This window comes from Kitasatospora sp. A2-31 (assembly GCF_022288725.1).
In the GTDB taxonomy this organism is placed as follows: Bacteria; Actinomycetota; Actinomycetes; order Streptomycetales; family Streptomycetaceae; genus Kitasatospora.
Window position 1 is genome coordinate 499206 of record NZ_JAKNTA010000001.1, and the last position, 15891, is coordinate 515096.

Annotated in this window: 15 protein-coding genes; 5 read left to right on the top strand and 10 right to left on the bottom strand. The window is 74.4% G+C overall.

Translation table 11 applies throughout. The features are described 5' to 3' along the window. The first annotated feature begins 151 nt into the window (after positions 1 to 151). Positions 152 to 1936, top strand: coding sequence for a Stk1 family PASTA domain-containing Ser/Thr kinase (gene pknB / locus MCM47_RS02220; protein ID WP_238740389.1), 1785 nt, complete (start codon positions 152 to 154; stop codon positions 1934 to 1936). A 34-nt stretch (positions 1937 to 1970) separates the two neighbouring features. Here pknB and MCM47_RS02225 read toward each other — a convergent pair whose 3' ends face one another. After that, the gene (locus MCM47_RS02225; RefSeq protein ID WP_238740391.1) at positions 1971 to 2600 is read right to left on the bottom strand and encodes a sulfite oxidase-like oxidoreductase; all 630 of its coding nucleotides are present in this window, start codon (positions 2598 to 2600) and stop codon (positions 1971 to 1973) included. Positions 2601 to 2818: 218 nt separating this feature from the next. Here MCM47_RS02225 and bfr point away from each other — a divergent pair, with 218 nt between their 5' ends. Next, positions 2819 to 3298, top strand: a complete 480-nt coding sequence (bfr, locus tag MCM47_RS02230; RefSeq protein WP_238740393.1) for a bacterioferritin — start codon at positions 2819 to 2821, stop codon at positions 3296 to 3298. A gap of 10 nt (positions 3299 to 3308) precedes the next feature. On the opposite strand, the gene MCM47_RS02235 is transcribed toward bfr, so the two are convergent. Both MCM47_RS02235 and MCM47_RS02240 read right to left on the bottom strand, forming a co-directional pair. Continuing rightward, on the bottom strand, positions 3309 to 3581 hold the full coding sequence (locus MCM47_RS02235; RefSeq protein WP_238740395.1) for a bacterioferritin-associated ferredoxin: 273 nt from the start codon (positions 3579 to 3581) through the stop codon (positions 3309 to 3311). 183 nt (positions 3582 to 3764) lie between these two features. Beyond that, entirely contained in the window at positions 3765 to 5102 is a 1338-nt protein-coding gene (locus MCM47_RS02240) for a class II 3-deoxy-7-phosphoheptulonate synthase (RefSeq protein ID WP_238740397.1), read from the bottom strand. Between the two features lie 299 nt (positions 5103 to 5401). Between MCM47_RS02240 and MCM47_RS02245 the strand changes: the two genes are divergently transcribed. After that, on the top strand, positions 5402 to 7360 hold the full coding sequence (locus MCM47_RS02245) for an anthranilate synthase family protein (RefSeq protein ID WP_238740399.1): 1959 nt from the start codon (positions 5402 to 5404) through the stop codon (positions 7358 to 7360). Between the two features lie 34 nt (positions 7361 to 7394). Here the strand turns inward: MCM47_RS02245 and MCM47_RS02250 are convergent, their stop codons facing one another. From MCM47_RS02250 to MCM47_RS02260, 3 genes are all read right to left on the bottom strand, one after another. Next, entirely contained in the window at positions 7395 to 8036 is a 642-nt protein-coding gene (locus MCM47_RS02250; protein WP_238741475.1) for a response regulator transcription factor, read from the bottom strand. A gap of 76 nt (positions 8037 to 8112) precedes the next feature. Then, a complete protein-coding gene (gene macS, locus MCM47_RS02255; protein ID WP_238740401.1) occupies positions 8113 to 9306 on the bottom strand; it encodes a MacS family sensor histidine kinase in 1194 nt (397 codons plus the stop codon). 30 nt (positions 9307 to 9336) lie between these two features. Continuing rightward, complete coding sequence (locus tag MCM47_RS02260) at positions 9337 to 10179, bottom strand: lysophospholipid acyltransferase family protein (protein ID WP_374209050.1); 843 nt, start codon at positions 10177 to 10179, stop codon at positions 9337 to 9339. 288 nt (positions 10180 to 10467) lie between these two features. Between MCM47_RS02260 and MCM47_RS02265 the strand changes: the two genes are divergently transcribed. Both MCM47_RS02265 and MCM47_RS43120 read left to right on the top strand, forming a co-directional pair. After that, positions 10468 to 11262: a carboxylesterase gene (locus tag MCM47_RS02265; RefSeq protein WP_238740403.1), complete on the top strand. Its 795-nt coding sequence runs from the start codon at positions 10468 to 10470 to the stop codon at positions 11260 to 11262. A gap of 10 nt (positions 11263 to 11272) precedes the next feature. Continuing rightward, positions 11273 to 12064, top strand: a complete 792-nt coding sequence (locus MCM47_RS43120) for a hypothetical protein (RefSeq protein WP_308222272.1) — start codon at positions 11273 to 11275, stop codon at positions 12062 to 12064. Between the two features lie 126 nt (positions 12065 to 12190). On the opposite strand, the gene MCM47_RS02275 is transcribed toward MCM47_RS43120, so the two are convergent. The 4 genes from MCM47_RS02275 to MCM47_RS02290 all read right to left on the bottom strand — a co-directional run bounded on the left by MCM47_RS02275 (position 12191) and on the right by MCM47_RS02290 (position 15876). Then, a complete protein-coding gene (locus MCM47_RS02275; RefSeq protein WP_238740405.1) occupies positions 12191 to 12934 on the bottom strand; it encodes an endonuclease/exonuclease/phosphatase family protein in 744 nt (247 codons plus the stop codon). Positions 12935 to 13075: 141 nt separating this feature from the next. Next, on the bottom strand, positions 13076 to 14020 hold the full coding sequence (locus MCM47_RS02280) for an ROK family glucokinase (RefSeq protein WP_238740407.1): 945 nt from the start codon (positions 14018 to 14020) through the stop codon (positions 13076 to 13078). A 192-nt stretch (positions 14021 to 14212) separates the two neighbouring features. Further along, complete coding sequence (locus tag MCM47_RS02285; RefSeq protein ID WP_238740409.1) at positions 14213 to 14572, bottom strand: DUF5304 family protein; 360 nt, start codon at positions 14570 to 14572, stop codon at positions 14213 to 14215. 131 nt (positions 14573 to 14703) lie between these two features. Beyond that, positions 14704 to 15876 (bottom strand): ArsA family ATPase, encoded by a 1173-nt coding sequence (locus MCM47_RS02290; RefSeq protein ID WP_238740411.1) that lies wholly within the window; start codon positions 15874 to 15876, stop codon positions 14704 to 14706. Between the last annotated feature and the right edge of the window lie 15 nt (positions 15877 to 15891).

A 15891-nucleotide genomic window follows, 5' to 3' on the forward strand; every position in this document is an offset into this window, starting at 1 on the left:
CCACCGCGGGCCCCGGCCGCCGGTGCGTCGGAGGCCGGCCGCCCGGAACGGGCGCGCGCGGAACCCTCGCACTGTCACAGCCCGGCCACGAAGCCAGGCGCGCGCCCCCGGGGGCGGCGCCGTGCCCGGGCCCCGCCACTAGACTCGCCGGGTGGACAAGGCGGACATGGCACTGCACGACCCCCTGATCGGATCCCTCCTCGACGGCCGCTACCGGGTCGAGCAGCGCATCGCGTCCGGCGGGATGTCCACCGTCTACAAGGGCACCGACACCCGGCTCGACCGGATCGTCGCACTCAAGGTGATGCACCCCTCGCTGGCCGGCGACGAGGGCTTCACCGGCCGGTTCATCCGCGAGGCCAAGGCGGTCGCCCGGCTCGCGCACCCCAACGTGGTCAACGTCTTCGACCAGGGCGCCGACGGCGGCACCGTCTTCCTCGCCATGGAGTACGTGCCCGGCCGCACCCTGCGCGACCTGCTGCGCGACCGCGGCGCGCTGTCCATCCGGGCCGCGCTGGACGTCCTGGAGCCGGTGCTGGCCGCGCTCGGCGCCGCCCACCGGGCCGGCCTGGTCCACCGCGACGTCAAGCCGGAGAACGTGCTGATCACCGACGGCGGCCTGGTCAAGGTCGCCGACTTCGGCCTGGTCCGGCTGCTCGACGCGGGGGACGGCGCGGCGACGTCGGGCACCGCCACCACCGGCACCGTGCTCGGCACCGTCTCCTACCTGGCCCCCGAGCAGATCCGCCCGGGCGCCCCCACCGACCAGCGGGTCGACGTCTACGCGGCCGGCATCCTGCTCTACGAGATGCTCACCGGCCACCGCCCGCACACCGGCGAGAACCCGGTCCAGGTCATGTACCGCCACCTGCACGAGGACGTCCCCGCGCCGTCCCTCGCCGTGCCGAACGTCGTCCCCGAGCTGGACGCGATAGTGGCCGCCGCCTGCTCCCGTGACCCGCAGGGCCGGCCGTACGACGCGGTCGAGCTGCTGGCCGCCCTCCAGCGGGTGCGCCGCACGCTCACTCCGGCCCAGCTGGACGCCGAGCCGCCGGCCTCCACCCGGCCCAGCCCGCAGTACCCGACCAGCGAGCCGACTTCGGTGATCCAGCCCGCCGTACCCGCGCCGCCGGTGGAGCGGACCAGCGTGCTGGACGTCCCGCCGGAGGTGATGGAGCAGCTGCTCGCCGAGCCGCGTCCCTACGACGAGCCGCCCCCGCCGGGCCGCCCCCCGCGGCCGGGCCGGCTGCGCCGCCTCCCCCGCAGGCCGCTGATCTGGACCTCCGTCCTGACCGCCCTGGTGCTGCTGGTCGGCGGCGCCACGTACGCGCTCTCCTCCGCGCTCTACACGACGGTGCCGAGCGTGCTCGGCAAGGACCGGGCCGAGGCGCAGCGGATCCTGGACGGCGCGGGCATGCACGGGCGGTTCACCGAGGTCTACAGCGAGACCGTCCCGGCCGGGCAGGTCATCTCCACCGACCCGGGGGTCGGCGCCCGGGCCCGCAAGAGCGACGCCGTCGGCGTCACCGTCTCCCGGGGCCCGAAGCGGATCGCCGTGCCCGAGCTGGCAGGGAAGCCGGCCGACCAGGCCGCCGCCGCCCTGGCCGGCGCCCAGCTGGCGCGCGGCGGGGTGAGCGAGACGTACAACGACGCGGTGGCCGAGGGCGCGGTGATCAGCAGTTCCCCGGCGGCGGGGCAGCAGGTGCCGGAGAACACGCCGGTCTCGCTGGTGGTCAGCAAGGGCATGGTGCCGGTCCCGGACGTGACCGGGATGTCCAAGGACGACGCCGCGCGGACGCTGCAGGCCGCAGGGTTCGTGATGCAGAGCAGCGGGGTCAACCTCTTCGGCACCGGCAAGGTGTCCAGCCAGTCCCCCGCCGCGGGCGAGCGCCGCGCGCAGCGCACCGTGGTGACGGTCACCTTCCCGTTCCTGTAGGCCGGACGGGCCCGGCGGGAACGGTCGGACCCGCCTAGCGCAGCGGGCCGTCGCCGGGCTCCTCCTGGTAGGAGTAGCGCTGCTCGCGCCACGGGTCGGCGAGGTTGTGGTAGCCGCGTTCCTCCCAGAAGCCGCGCCGGTCGGCCCGCATGTACTCGACCGCCCGGACCCACTTGGGGCCCTTCCAGGCGTACAGGTGCGGCACGACCAGGCGGACCGGGAAACCGTGCTCGGCGCTCAGCGGCTCGCCGTTGCGGTGGGTGGCGAAGACGGCCGACGGGTCGGCGAAGTCGGTCAGCCGCAGGTTGGCGCTGTAGCCGTACTCGGCCCAGACCATCACATGGGTGACGCCCGGCGCCGGCGGCACCCGCTGCAGCACCTCGGACGCCGGCACACCCGTCCACTCGTTGCCGAGCAGCGAGAACCGGGTGACGCAGTGCAGGTCGCCACGGACGGTGGTGCGCGGCAGGGCGGTGAAACCCGCGAAGTCCCAGCTGTGCTTCTCCGCCGAGGCGGTCGCACCGAACACCTGGAAGTCCCAGGTCAGCGGCTTGAAGCGGGGCACCGGACCGTAGTGCAGGGCCGGCCATCCGCGCTGTCGGCGCTGGCCGGGTGGGAGCCTGGGGTCAGACGACGGCAGCGGTTCTCGTTCGGACTGACCCATGGCTCCATGGTGACAGACGGCGGGCGACGCCCGGCGCGCGCCCCTTTCCGGGGCTGTGCGCCCGCCCGTACGGGCCAAGGATCAACCCAAATCGGATATTCCGACACATGTCCTAGTGAGTGTGAACTTACTGGAATTTCTTCCCATCCCGGTGCCAGGATGCGTGCAGCCGGGAGGTACGGCCGAGGATCCGGACGCACAGCAGGAAGGCAGCCGCCATGAAGGGCGACGCAGAGGTCATCGAATTCCTCAACGAGCAGCTCACCGCCGAGCTGACCGCCATCAACCAGTACTTCCTGCACGCGAAGATGCAGGAGAACTTCGGCTGGACGAAGCTCGCCAAGTACACCCGGCACGAGTCGTTCGACGAGATGAAGCACGCCGAGACGCTCACCGACCGGATCCTCTTCCTGGACGGGCTGCCCAACTACCAGCGGCTCTTCCACGTCCGGATCGGCCAGACCGTCAAGGAGATGTTCGAGGCGGACCGCCAGGTCGAGGTCGAGGCGATCGACCGGCTCAAGCGCGGGATCGTGGTGATGCGGGCCAAGAACGACATCACCTCGGCCAACATCTTCGAGGACATCCTGGCCGACGAGGAGCACCACATCGACTACCTCGACACCCAGCTGGAGCTGCTGGAGAAGCTCGGGGAGGCGCTCTACCTGGCCCAGCTGATCGAGCAGCCCGAGTCCTGAGCCGCCCCGCTCAGGCCGCGCGCAGCGGCGCCGACGGGGCCGCCGGGGCTGCTTCCGACGGCGCGGCCTCCGGGTCGGCGAGCCCCAGCCTGGCGGCGAGCCGGGCGGTCGGACACGGCCGCGCGCCGTGCTCGCCCAGCAGGGCCTGTATCCGGCGGACGCAGGAGCCGCAGTCGGTGCCGGCCCGGCAGCCCTTGGCGATCTGCCGCGGGGTGTCGGCCCCGGCGTCGATCGCCTTCTTCACCTGGTCCTCGGTGACCGCATGACACATGCACACGTACATCGCGGTCTCTCCCGGGGTGGTGCGGGCCTCTTCGGCCTGGAACGATCTTGACTAAGGCTTGCCTTAGCTCACTAAGCCTCACCTTACCCAATGGGCCGGGCGTGAAAAAGCCTCTCCGGCCTCGGATGTCCCGAGACCGGAGAGGCTTCGCTCACATCCGCTCGTCCGAGCGGGCGCCGTCGCTCAGTGGCCGCCGCGGTACATCTCGGCCACCAGGAAGGCCAGGTCCAGCGACTGGCTGCGGTTGAGCCGCGGGTCGCAGGCCGTCTCGTAGCGCTGGTGCAGGTCGTCGACCAGCACCTCGTCGCCACCGCCGACGCACTCGGTGACGTCGTCGCCGGTCAGCTCCACGTGGATGCCGCCCGGGTGGGTGCCGAGGGCCCGGTGCACCTCGAAGAAGCCCTTGACCTCGTCGAGCACGTCGTCGAAGCGGCGGGTCTTGTGGCCGCTGGAGGCCTCGAAGGTGTTGCCGTGCATCGGGTCGCAGATCCAGACCGGCTGCGCGCCCGAGGCGGTGACCTTCTCCACCAGGGTGGGCAGGTGGTCGCGGATCTTGCCCGCACCCATCCGGGTGATGAAGGTGAGCCGGCCGGGCTCGCGCTCCGGGTCCAGCTTCTCGATCAGGGTGAGCGCCTCGTCGACCGTGGTGGTCGGGCCCAGCTTCACACCGATCGGGTTGCGGATCCGCGAGGCGAACTCGATGTGCGCGTGGTCCAGCTGCCGGGTGCGCTCACCGATCCAGACCATGTGGCCGGAGACGTCGTACAGCTCCCCGGTGCGCGAGTCCACCCGGGTCAGCGCGGTCTCGTAGTCCAGGACCAGCGCCTCGTGCGAGGAGTAGAACTCGACGGTCTTGAACTCCTCCGGCGCGACACCGCAGGCGTTCATGAACGCGAGCGCGTTGTCGATCTCACGGGCCAGCTGCTCGTAGCGCTGGCCGGCCGGCGAGTTGCGCACGAAGTCCTGGTTCCAGGCGTGCACCTGGCGCAGGTCCGCGTAGCCACCGGTGGTGAAGGCGCGGACCAGGTTGAGCGTCGCGGCGGACGCGTTGTACATCCGCTTCAGGCGCTCCGGGTCCGGAATGCGCGACTCCGGGGTGAACTCGAAGCCGTTCACCGAGTCGCCCCGGTAGACCGGCAGGGTCACGCCGTCGCGGGTCTCGGTCGACTTGGAGCGGGGCTTGGAGTACTGCCCGGCGATCCGGCCGACCTTCACCACGGGCACCGAGGCGGCGTACGTCAGCACGGCCGCCATCTGCAGCAGGGTCTTCAGCTTGTTCCGGATGTGTTCGGCCGAGACGCCGTCGAAGGCCTCGGCGCAGTCGCCGCCCTGCAGCAGGAACGCCTCACCACGCGCCACGGCACCGAGCCGGGCGCGCAGCTGGTCGCACTCGCCGGCGAAGACGAGCGGCGGATACGAGGCGAGCTCGGCAAGGGTCTTGCGCAGAGCCTCTTGGTCCGGCCATTCAGGCTGCTGCGCCGCGGGCAGGGACTGCCAGGGGTGGGGATTCGTCACGGTCACACGGCAAGGCTACGGGGTGCGACAACCGATTTGTGACCGTTGCCCGAGGGATGAGACACGTCGCGGACATTCGCGTGACCGGCCTCACCCGTCCGTCGCATCGGCTAGTCTCGACGCATGAACGCGCCGCACACCTGCTCCTGCTGGTGGGCCGACCCCTTGGGCGGCCCCCTCCTCGCGCGTTCCTAGACGAACACGACGGCCGCCCCCCGGGGCGGCCGTCGGCGTATCACCAGGCGGCCCTCCCGGGAGCGGAACCCAGCACCGCACCCCGCCCTCCACCCGGAAGGAAGCCGCACGTGACCACCGCCGCCGACCTGCTCGCCCGCCTCACCGGCCCGGACGCACCCGCCTTCGCCCTGCTGCACCGCCGCACGCCCCGGCTCGCGCCGGACACCGTCGAGGTGCTCCTGGGCACCGTCGGCGACTACGAGCACCTGGCCGACCTGCCGGTCCGCGAGGGCGTCCCCGCCGACGGCCCGGTGCACGACCTGCTGGCGCTCGTCCCGTTCCGCCAGCTCCGCGAGCGCGGCTTCCAGGTGCACGACGACGCCACCCCGCTGCGGGCCCTCTCGGTGGCCGAGCAGTACGCCCTCCCGCTGGCCGAGCTCGCCCCGCTGCTCCCGCGGGTGCCGGTCCCGCTCTCCGGCGGTTCGTTCGACATCGACGACCAGGAGTACGCCGCGATCGTCCGGCGGGTGATCGAGGACGAGATCGGCCGCGGGGAGGGCGCCAACTTCGTGATCCGGCGCGACTTCACCGCCACCCTGGGGGCCGGCGCCGGAGCCGCCGGCGGACACTGCCCGCCGGAGCTCGCGCTCTCGCTCTTCCGCCGGCTGCTGGAACAGGAGCGGGGCGCCTACTGGACCTTCCTGGTGCACACCGGGGACCGCGTCCTGGTCGGTGCCTCCCCCGAGGTGCACGTGCGCCAGAGCGGCGGGACCGTCGTGATGAACCCGATCTCCGGCACCTACCGCTATCCGGCCGGCGGCGCCGACCTCGACTCGCTGCTCGCCTTCCTGCACGACCCCAAGGAGCTGGAGGAGCTCACCATGGTGGTCGACGAGGAGCTCAAGATGATGTGCACCGTCGGCGACCTCGGCGGCCAGGTGCTCGGCCCGCGGCTGAAGGAGATGTCCCACCTCGCGCACACCGAGTACGAGCTGCGCGGCCGCACCTCGCTGGACGTCCGCGAGGTGCTGAAGGAGACCATGTTCGCCGCCACCGTCACCGGCAGCCCGGTGCAGAACGCGGCCCGGGTGATCAGCCGCTACGAGCGCGGCGGGCGCGGCTACTACGCCGGTGCGCTGGCCCTGATCGGCCGCTCCGCCAGCGGCGGCCAGCTGCTCGACTCGCCGATCTGCATCCGGGCCGCCGACATCGACCCGGCCAACGGCCGGCTGGTGGTCCGGGTCGGCGCGACCCTGGTGCGGCACTCGGACCCGGCCTCCGAGGTGGCCGAGACCCACGCCAAGGCCGCCGGTGTGCTCACCGCGATCGGCGCCCGCCCGGCGCCCGCCCGGGTCCCGGGCCCGGTCGGACCGCGACTCGCCGACGACCACCGCGTCCAGGCGGCCCTGGACGCGCGGCGCGCCGGCCTGGCCCCGTTCTGGCTGCGGATGCAGCAGCCGGCCGTCCCCGTCCAGGCCGAGCCGACCCTGGTGGTGGACGGCGAGGACACCTTCACCGCGATGCTCTCCCACCTGCTGACCTCGCTCGGGCACCGGGTCGGCGTGGTCCGCTACGACGAGCCCGGCCTGCGCGCGAAGGTCGCCGCCCACCGCGGCCCGCTGGTGCTCGGCCCCGGTCCGGGCGACCCGGCGGCCGTCGGCGACGCCAAGATGGCCGTGCTCCGCCCGATCGTCGCCGACGCGCTGGCGGCCGCCCGAGCCGGCACCCGGACCGCGCCGCTGCTCGCCGTCTGCCTGAGCCACCAGCTGCTCGCCGACGCGCTCGGGCTGCCGCTGGCCCGCAAGGCCGTCCCGTTCCAGGGCGCGCAGGAGGTGATCGACCTCTTCGGCACCCGGCACACGGTCGGCTTCTACAACACCTTCACCGCCCGCGCCTCGGACGAGGACGCCGCCCGGCTCGCCGCCGAAGGGGTCGAGCTCTCCCGCGACCCGCTGACCGGCGACGTCCACGCACTGCGCGGCGCCGGCTTCGCCGGGCTGCAGTTCCACCCGGAGTCCGTGCTCACCCGCAACGGCGTGGACATCGTCGCCGGCCTCCTGCGCGAGGCCGCCGCCGTCCGCGGCTGAGGGCGGGCGGGGCGCGCCGGCCGGCGCGCCCCGCTCAGATCCCGTCGTCCAGGCCCTGCTCGATCGCGTACCGGACCAACTCCACCCGGTTGTGCAGCTGGAGCTTGCCCAGGGTGTTCTGGACGTGGTTCTGCACGGTGCGGTGCGAGAGCACCAGCCGGTCGGCGATCTGACGGTACGACAGGCCCTTGGCCACCAGCCGCAGCACCTCGGTCTCCCGGGCGGTCAGCTTCGGCACCGCGGGCGCGGTCGGGGCCGCCGGCTCGGCGGCGAGCCGGCGGAACTCGCCGAGCACCAGCCCGGCCAGGCCGGGGGTGAACACCGCGTCGCCCACGGCCGTCCGGCGCACCGCGTCCAGCAGTTCCTCCCGGCCGGCCGACTTCACCAGGTAGCCGGTCGCGCCGGACTTCACCGCCTCCAGCACGTCGGCGTGCTCGCCGCTCGCCGAGAGCACCAGGACGCGCACCGACGGGTCCTGCGCGACCACCTGGCGGCAGACCTCGGCACCGGACAGCCCGGGGAGGTTGAGATCCAGCACCACCACCTGCGGCGAGCAGGCCCGCGCCCGGCGGACCGCCTCCTCGCCGTCGCCGGCGGTGGCCACCACGTCCAGCCCCGCCTCGGCGAGGTCGCGCGAGACGGCGTCGCGCCACATCGGGTGGTCGTCCACGACCATCACCCGTACCGGCCGGCCGGCCGCCGCCCCGTCGGCGGTCGCCCGGTCGGTGGTCGTCCCGTCAGCGGTCGTCCCGTCAGTGGTCGGCTGGTCGGTCATCGGAACCCTTCCTGGGGACGCGGAGTTCGACCTCGACGCCCTCCCCGGGCGCCGAGTACAGCTCGGCCGTGCCGCCGAGGTCCAGCAGGCGTCCGCGGATCGACTGGGAGACGCCCAGCCGGCCGGCCCGCTCCGCCTCGCCCAGCCGGCCGGGGGCGAACCCCGGGCCGTCGTCGCGGATGCTGACCGTGACGGCGTCCGGCTCGTCCTCGACCAGGATCCAGGCCCGGGCCCCGGACCCGGCGTGCCGGCGGACGTTGTCCACCGCGGCCCCGACCGCGGCGGCCAGCTCGCCCGCCGCCGGGGCCGGCAGCAGCACCGGGGTCCCCGGCGCGGAGAGCGTGATCCGCTCGTCCGCGTAGGGTCCGAGCAGGGTGCGCAAGTCCTGCGGCTCCAGCGGGGTGCGCTGGGCCGGCAGCGGACCGCCGCTCACCAGCGCCCGCAGTGCGCGCTCCTGCTCGCCGGCCAGCCGGCCGAGTTCGGCGAAGTCCGCGCCGGGCTCGCCGCCGCGCCGCTGGACCAGCGCGAGCACCTGGAGCACGCCGTCGTGGATGTCCCGGGAGAGCCGCTCGCGCTCGCGGGTGGCGGCCTCCACCTGGAGCGCCCGGGTGAGCGTCGCCTCGCTGGCCCGGGCCAGTTCGATCACGTAGCCGATGGCGCAGCCGGCCAGCATCAGCAGCACGATGTTGTGGATGTTGTCACCGGTCGGACCGCCGTGGCCGAGGATGTTCGCCACCCCGATCACCGAGCCGGCCGCGGCCGCCCAGCGCCAGCCCCCCTTGCCCGCGAAGCCGAGCACGGTGCCGGCCGCCCAGATGGTGGGCAGGGTGGGCGCGCCGTGGCTGATCCGGTCGGGATCGTCGGTCAGCCCGCTCATCACGATCCCGGTGACGGCGAGGGTGAGGTCGGTGCCCAGCACGTACCAGGTGCAGCGCTGCGGCCCCGCGAAGGCCCGGGTGCTGGCCAGCGTCCAGAGCGTCAGCGCGCCGAAGTAGATCCAGCCGGCGACGGGGTGACGGAAGGCCAGGTAGGAGTCCAGGTAGCGCAGCACCGCGTAGGCGAGCGCCAGGACCCGGAAGAACGAGATGGCCCGCCAGATCGGCAGCTCGACGGACATGCCGCCGGCCGCGACCGCCCCGCCGACCGACCCCGCTCTGCTGCCGTCCGTCATCGCCCCGCCCCTCCCCCGTCCGGGCCGGACCTAGGCCGACCCGTTCTCCTTCTGCTGCTCGGCCCTCTGCTCCTGCTCGGCGGCCTTCTGGGCCTTCTCGGCCTTCTCCGCCTCGGCCTTCTCCGCCTTGGCGGCGGCCTGCTCCGCCTTCTGGACGGCCTTGCGCTCGGCGTCCGCGCGCTTCTTGTCGTCGGCGATCTGGCGCTTGGCGGCGGTCGCGTAGATGTCCACGTACTCCTGGCCGGAGAGGCGCATGATCTCGTACATCACCTCGTCCGTCACCGAACGGAGGATGAAGCGGTCGTTCTCCATGCCGTGGTAGCGGGAGAAGTCCAGCGGGCGGCCGATCCGGATGCCCGGACGGATGCCGAAGTTGGGGACCACCTGGCCGGGCGGCTGCACCTTCTCGGTGTCGATCATCGCGACCGGGATCACCGGCGCGCCGGTGGCCAGCGCGACGCGGGCCAGCCCGCCGACCTTGCCGCGGTAGAGCTTGCCGTCGGGCGACCGGGTGCCCTCCGGGTAGACGCCGAACAGCTCGCCGCGCTCCAGGACCGCGATCGCGCTGCGGATCGCCGCCTCGCCGGCGCCGCGCACACCCGAGCGGTCGACCGGGAGCTGGCCGACGCCCTTGAAGAAGGCGGCCGTCAGCTTGCCCTTGACCCCGGGGGTGTTGAAGTACTCGGCCTTCGCGATGAAGGTCACCCGGCGCTTGATCAGCGCGGGGAAGAAGAAGGAGTCCGAGAAGGAGAGGTGATTGCTCGCGATGATCGCGGCACCCTCGGCGGGGATGTTCTCCTCGCCCTCGATCCACGGCCGGAAGAAGATCCGAAGCAGTGGCGCGACGATCATCTTCATCAGTCGGTAGAACAACCCGGGCCTCCTGTTATGCGGACCGGTCGATCCTAATGCCCCGCGGGCGCCGCCCGCGCCCCGCCCCGCCCCGGCGGGCCGCTCGCCGGACTCCGCCACCGGTCGTCCGGCCACCGTCCCGCGGGGTGTACGGCGCGGGCGCACCCGTGGGACGATGCGGTTCCCGCAGCTCCCGCTCCCGCGCGCCCCTCCCGGCGCCGCCACCGCGTCCTCGTACTCCAGCGTTCCCGCCCGTCCTCCGGCGTCCCCGCCCGTCCTCCAGCGTCCCCGCCCGCGAAGGAGTCCGCCATGCCGCTGCTGCCCGGTGCCGAACCGTTCCGCCACCGGGGCGGGCCGGTGGGCGTCCTGTTCTGCCACGGGTTCACCGGCTCGCCGCAGTCGCTGCGCCCCTGGGCCGAGGAGCTGGCGGCGGCCGGCTTCACCGTCTCGGTGCCGCTGCTGCCCGGGCACGGCACCCGCTGGCAGGACATGCAGGTCACCCGCTGGGAGGACTGGTACGCCGAGGTCGAGCGCGAGCTGCTGGCGCTGTCGGCCGAGTGCGAGCAGGTCTTCGTCTGCGCGCTGTCGATGGGCTCCGCGCTGGCACTGCGGCTGGCCGCGCTGCACGGTCCGACCGTCTCCGGGCTGGTGCTGGTCAACCCGTCGGTGCGATCGGACAACCCCGCGAGTGTGCTCCTGCCGGTGCTGCGGCACGTGGTGCCGAGCATGGCCGGAGTGGCCAACGACATCGCCCGGCCGGACGCGGTCGAGGTCGGCTACGACCGGACGCCCCTGCACGCCGCGTGGTCGCTGGCCCGGCTCTGGAAGGAGGTCCAGGGCCGGCTGCCTCAGGTGACCCAGCCGGTGCTGCTCTTCCACAGCCCGCAGGACCACGTCGTCTCCGCGGCCAACTCCGAACTGGTGCTGGCCCGGATATCCTCGACCGACGTGACGGAGCGGCTGTGCCAGCGCAGCTACCACGTCGCGACGCTGGACCACGACGCGCCGGAAATATTCGCGGCCAGTGGGGACTTCATCCGACGGCTGGCTTCCGCGCACGCGGCGGGCGCCACCCGGGTCGAATCCGACGATCACCAGGGCTGAAGGGCCGGAAGTGCACGAGAGCAGCACGGCGGGCGGCGAGGACGAGGCGCCCCGCGAGGACGCGCAGGACACGAAGGCCCAGGATACGAAGGCCCAGGACAGCAGGGCTTCCGCCGGGGCCGCGGAAGCCGGGCCGGCCGGGGCCGGCGCGGGTCGCGCCGACCTCGAGAAGGCGGACCGGAGCAGGGCCGACCTGGGCGAGGCGGCGCCCGGCGGCGCCGGCCCCGAGGGTGTGGCCCGGGGGGCCGCCGAGCCGCCGCGGGTGCGGCGCGCCCCCGAGCGCAGCCAGGCGGAGCAGGACGAGATCTTCGCCGCGCTGATCGCCCAGTTCGACGACCCCGTGGACCTCAACAACCCGGACTGGCCGGAGATCGAGGACCTGCGCGCCCGCGGCGAGCTGAAGGGCGGCTTCAAGGACGGCGCCGGGCCGCGCACCGATCCGGACGACCTCTCCGACCTCGCGCCGCAGCCCCGCCCCCGGTCCGGCCGGCCGGTGATGCCCGCCGCCGGTTCGGGTCCGCGGGACTTCGAGCTGGCCGCGGAGACCGACGAGGAGCACTTCGTCCCGCCGGAGCCGCCGCCGCTGCCCCCGGCCGACACCACCGCCAAGTTCGCCTGGCTGGCCGTGCTCGGCGGCCCGGCGCTGCTGCTCTTCGACGCGGTGGTCTGGCGCGAGGTCGCCGGCTGGCCGGCCTGGGTCGGCGTGACCGCCTTCCTCGGCGGCTTCGTCACCCTGGTGGTCCGGATGAAGGAGCGCGACGAGGACGAGCCCGAGGACCCGCACGGCGGCGCCGTCGTCTGACGGCAGCCCTTCTGCCGGCCCGGCAGAGGCCCGGCGCGGCGCGCCAGCGGGGTGGCCCGGCAGAGGCCCGGCCCGGCGCCCGTCCGGGGCCGCCCGGCCCCGGCCCCGGCACCTCAGCCCGGCGCCTCAGCCGGTCGGCAGCTCCAGGACGGCAAGCACCGGCAGGTGGTCGGTGGCGGCCCGCAGGTCGGCATCGGTGACCCCGGGCAGCCCGTGCGGGACACCGCAGGCGAGGACCCGGACGTCGGGAGTGGCGAAGACGGCGTCGATCCGCTGGTACGGGTTGTCCGGGACGGACGTGAACTCGCCGCCCCAGGGCGCGGCGAGGTGGCCGTCCTGCAGCCGCTCGGCCAGCAGGCGCCACCCGGGCCCGTCCGGGTGCTCGTTGAAGTCGCCCGCGACGACCCCGGGGCCGGCGGTCCGTAGCCGGTCGAGCAGCATCCCGAACTGGCCGTACCGCTCGTCCGGGTCCAGGCTCAGGTGACAACTGGTCACGGAGAAGGGCACCGAGCCGGCCACCCGGACCAGAGCGCCGGCGAAGCCGCGCGCGTGCAGGCCGCGGGTCTTGGGCAGCAGCCGGTCGTGCACCGCGAGCACGTCCACCGCGAGCCGGCCGAGCAGCAGCGGGCCGGCCGCGATCCGGCCGCCGCCGGAGAGCACCACGGTGCCGGTCTCCCGGGCGAGCCAGGCGGCCCGGCCCTGCGGGCGCCAGTAGCGCGGCGACTCCTGGATGCAGACGATGTCCGGCTCGCAGGCCCGGATCACCCTGACCAGGGCGTGCCGGTCGTCGCGCAGCGAGCGGATGTTGTAGCTGAGCAACCGCAGCCGGCCCGGTCCGGGCGGCGGCAGCTCGGTCGGTCCGGTGGTCATGCGCGGTCCTCCCCGTGCGTCCGGTGGCGCTCCGGTGACGACCGTACGGCAGCGGGCCCACCGGGCGGGGTGGAACACGGCGGCGGCGCGGCCGGAGCTCCGGGGGCTCCGGCCGCGCCGCCGTCGGGGTGCGGCCCGCGGTCAGACGGTGCGGGCCAGGTCGGCCGCACCGGCGATGCCGGCGGCCGAGCCCATCGAGGCGAGCACCACCTCCGCGCGCGGGCGGTGCACCCCCCCGGTCAGGTAGTGCTCGAAGGCCTTGGCGACCGGGTCGAGCAGCAGCCGGCCGGAGTCGGAGACGCCGCCGCCGAGGACGAACACCCCGGGGTCGAAGAGGGCGGCCAGGTCGGCCATCCCGCGGCCCAGCCAGTCGGCCAGCTCGGCGTAGCACTCCAGGGCGAGCGGGTCGCCCTCCTCCGCGGCCTGGGTGATGTGGATGCCGCGGATGGTCTCGGCGACGCCGTCGTTGAGCTCCAGCATCCGCGCCCCGCGGAGCGGGTCGGCGGCGGCGCTCTCGCGGCCGTAGCGGCGCAGCGCCCGGCCGGAGCCGTACTGCTCCCAGCAGCCCCGGCCGCCGCAGCCGCAGGGCAGGCCGTCCGGGACCATGTTGAGGTGGCCGATCTCGCCGGCCACGCCGAACCGGCCGCGGTGCAGCCGGCCGTCCAGCACGATCCCGCCGCCGATGCCGGTGCCGACGGTGATCAGCACCATGTCCTCGTGCTCGGCGGCGGCGCCGAAGCGGAACTCGGCCCAGGCGGCGCAGTTGGCGTCGTTCTCCACCACGGTGTCGAGGCCGGTGAGCTCCTCGATCCGGGTGCGCAGCGGCTCGTCCTCCCAGTCGATGTTGGGGGCGAAGATCACCGTGGAGCGGCTGCGGTCGACGAAGCCGGGGGCGCCGATGCCGGCGGCGACCACGTCGGGGTACTGCTCCTTGAGCTCGCGTACGGCCTGCGCGATGGCGTCGACGGCCCACTGGGGGTCGGCCGGGGTGGGCACCCTGGTCCTGGCCAGGATCTCGCCCGCCTCGTCGACCACGCCTGCCGCGATCTTGGTCCCGCCGACGTCGACGCCGATGGTCAGAGCCATGTGTCCCTCAGCTATTCACTCGTTCCCGCTGGACGGAACGCTACCGCCCAACCCAGCCCCCGTACACACCGTCGCATACATTAACCGAAGACAATTTGGCGGCCAGCGCGCCGGACTCCTTCAAAAGTCGTACATTCCCACCCGGTTTGTCACGGTCGGGATCCGGACGATCACCGGTCGGATGTCAGGGCTTCACTGCTTGTCGGAGGGCCCGTCAGGGGTGTCGAGGTCGATGTGCTCGCTGCGGGCGCGGTCGCCCGCGGTCCAGCGGTGCTCGTGGCCGACCACGGCGGCCCGGTAGGCGGCCACCAGCTCGGCACCGACCGCGGCCAGGCCGCTCCCCGCGGCGGCCAGGTGCCCGTACACGTCGGGCTGCTGCTCGCGCAGGCGGTCGGCGAAGCCGGCCAGCGAGATCAGGGTGTCGGCGCTCGCCTCCTGCGCCTTCTGGCCGACGGCGGAGGCCAGCCGTCGCACCTCGTCCACCAGCGGGCCCAGCTCCGGGCCGAAGGGGTGCTCGGCGGCCTGCTCGGTGCGGTCGTCGGCGGTGGTCATCGCGCGTCTCCTCGGCTCCGGCCGCGCCCGCGGCCACTGTCTCCGACGCTACCGGACAGCCCGAAGGATCCCGCCCGGGCGATCTTGCCGCACACCGGCACCACCGGCCGGGCGGGCCGGGCCCGGACGGGTCAGCCGCGGGGCCAGAGCGCCGGGTCCGGCGCGAAGCGGACGGCGAGCGCCCCGTTCTGAAGCCCCGCGCCGGCGACGGTGCAGCGGCGCAGCGCCGAGGGCAGCGGGAGGATCCGGCGGTGGGCGCCGAGGCCGACCACCAGCTCGTCACCGCGGCGGACCAGGTCGAGGTCGGCGCGCTCGGCGCCGGGCAGCGCGAGGTGCCAGACCAGCAGACCGTCCTCGGCCAGCCGGTCCTCCACGGTCCACGGTACGGGGGCCAGCGGGGCCGGGCCGGACCCGGTGCCGTAGAGGCGGTCGGCGACGGCCTCCAGGGTGGCCTCGGCGGGGCCGGTGGCCAGCACCGGGACGTCGCTCGCCGCGGCCAGCTCGGCCAGCTCCTCGCGGCGGCGGCGGGCCAGCCCGGCCAGCCACGGGTCCGGCGAGTCGGCGGCGGCGTCCGGGAGCACGCCGTGGAGGACCACGGCGTCCGGCCGGTGGCCGTGCAGGGCCAGCCCGGCGCGGATCCGGCGCAGCTCCTCGAACGGGTGGCCGTCGGCGCCGGCGACCAGCCGCACGCTGGTGCCGGGGGCGGTGATCGCGGCCCGGGCGGCGGCGAGCGCCTCGGCGGCCCTGGTCCGCAGCTCGTACAGCCAGTCGGCGGGCATCGGCACCCCGGCGAGGCCGGCCAGCAGCGGCCGCAGCGCCCGGGCCGCCTGGCGCTGCTCGGGGACGAGCCGGGCGAGGTAGCGCTCCAGCTGCTCGGGCAGCGCGAGGGTGGCGATCAGCTCGGCGGGCGGCGGGGCGAGCACCACCAGGACGTCGGCCTCCGCGGCGGGAAGGGCGCGCAGCAGGGCGAGCCGGGCCGTACCTGGGAGGGCCGTGAGCTCCTCGGGGTCGAGCGGGTCGGCGCCGAGCAGGTCGAGGGCGGGCTTGAGCCGGCCGCCGATCTCGCCGAGGGTGTGCCGGAAGGCGGCCTGCTCGTCGGTCCGCAGGACGTGCAGCCCGGGGGCCCAGGCGGTGGGCTCCGGCTCCACCCGGGTGCCGAGGACCGTGTCCAGGGTGCGGTGCGGGTCGTCGGCGGCCAGGAGCAGGGTGCGGTGCCCCTGCCGGGCGGCGTGCAGCGCGGTGGCGGCCGCCACCGTGGGTGCCGCCGCGTCTCCGCTGACCAGGATGGTGCGTGTCGCCGTCATGCCCTGCCCCGTTCC

Bases quoted from the DNA above. Each gene is read 5' to 3' on its own strand.
- MCM47_RS02225 (WP_238740391.1), bottom strand. From the start codon at position 2,600: ATGGGTCAGTCCGAACGAGAACCGCTGCCGTCGTCTGACCCCAGGCTC.
- bfr (WP_238740393.1), top strand. From the start codon at position 2,819: ATGAAGGGCGACGCAGAGGTCATCGAATTCCTCAACGAGCAGCTCACC.
- MCM47_RS02235 (WP_238740395.1), bottom strand. From the start codon at position 3,581: ATGTACGTGTGCATGTGTCATGCGGTCACCGAGGACCAGGTGAAGAAG.
- MCM47_RS02250 (WP_238741475.1), bottom strand. From the start codon at position 8,036: ATGGTCGTGGACGACCACCCGATGTGGCGCGACGCCGTCTCGCGCGAC.
- macS (WP_238740401.1), bottom strand. From the start codon at position 9,306: ATGACGGACGGCAGCAGAGCGGGGTCGGTCGGCGGGGCGGTCGCGGCC.
- MCM47_RS02265 (WP_238740403.1), top strand. From the start codon at position 10,468: ATGCCGCTGCTGCCCGGTGCCGAACCGTTCCGCCACCGGGGCGGGCCG.
- MCM47_RS02275 (WP_238740405.1), bottom strand. From the start codon at position 12,934: ATGACCACCGGACCGACCGAGCTGCCGCCGCCCGGACCGGGCCGGCTG.
- MCM47_RS02280 (WP_238740407.1), bottom strand. From the start codon at position 14,020: ATGGCTCTGACCATCGGCGTCGACGTCGGCGGGACCAAGATCGCGGCA.
- MCM47_RS02285 (WP_238740409.1), bottom strand. From the start codon at position 14,572: ATGACCACCGCCGACGACCGCACCGAGCAGGCCGCCGAGCACCCCTTC.
- MCM47_RS02290 (WP_238740411.1), bottom strand. From the start codon at position 15,876: ATGACGGCGACACGCACCATCCTGGTCAGCGGAGACGCGGCGGCACCC.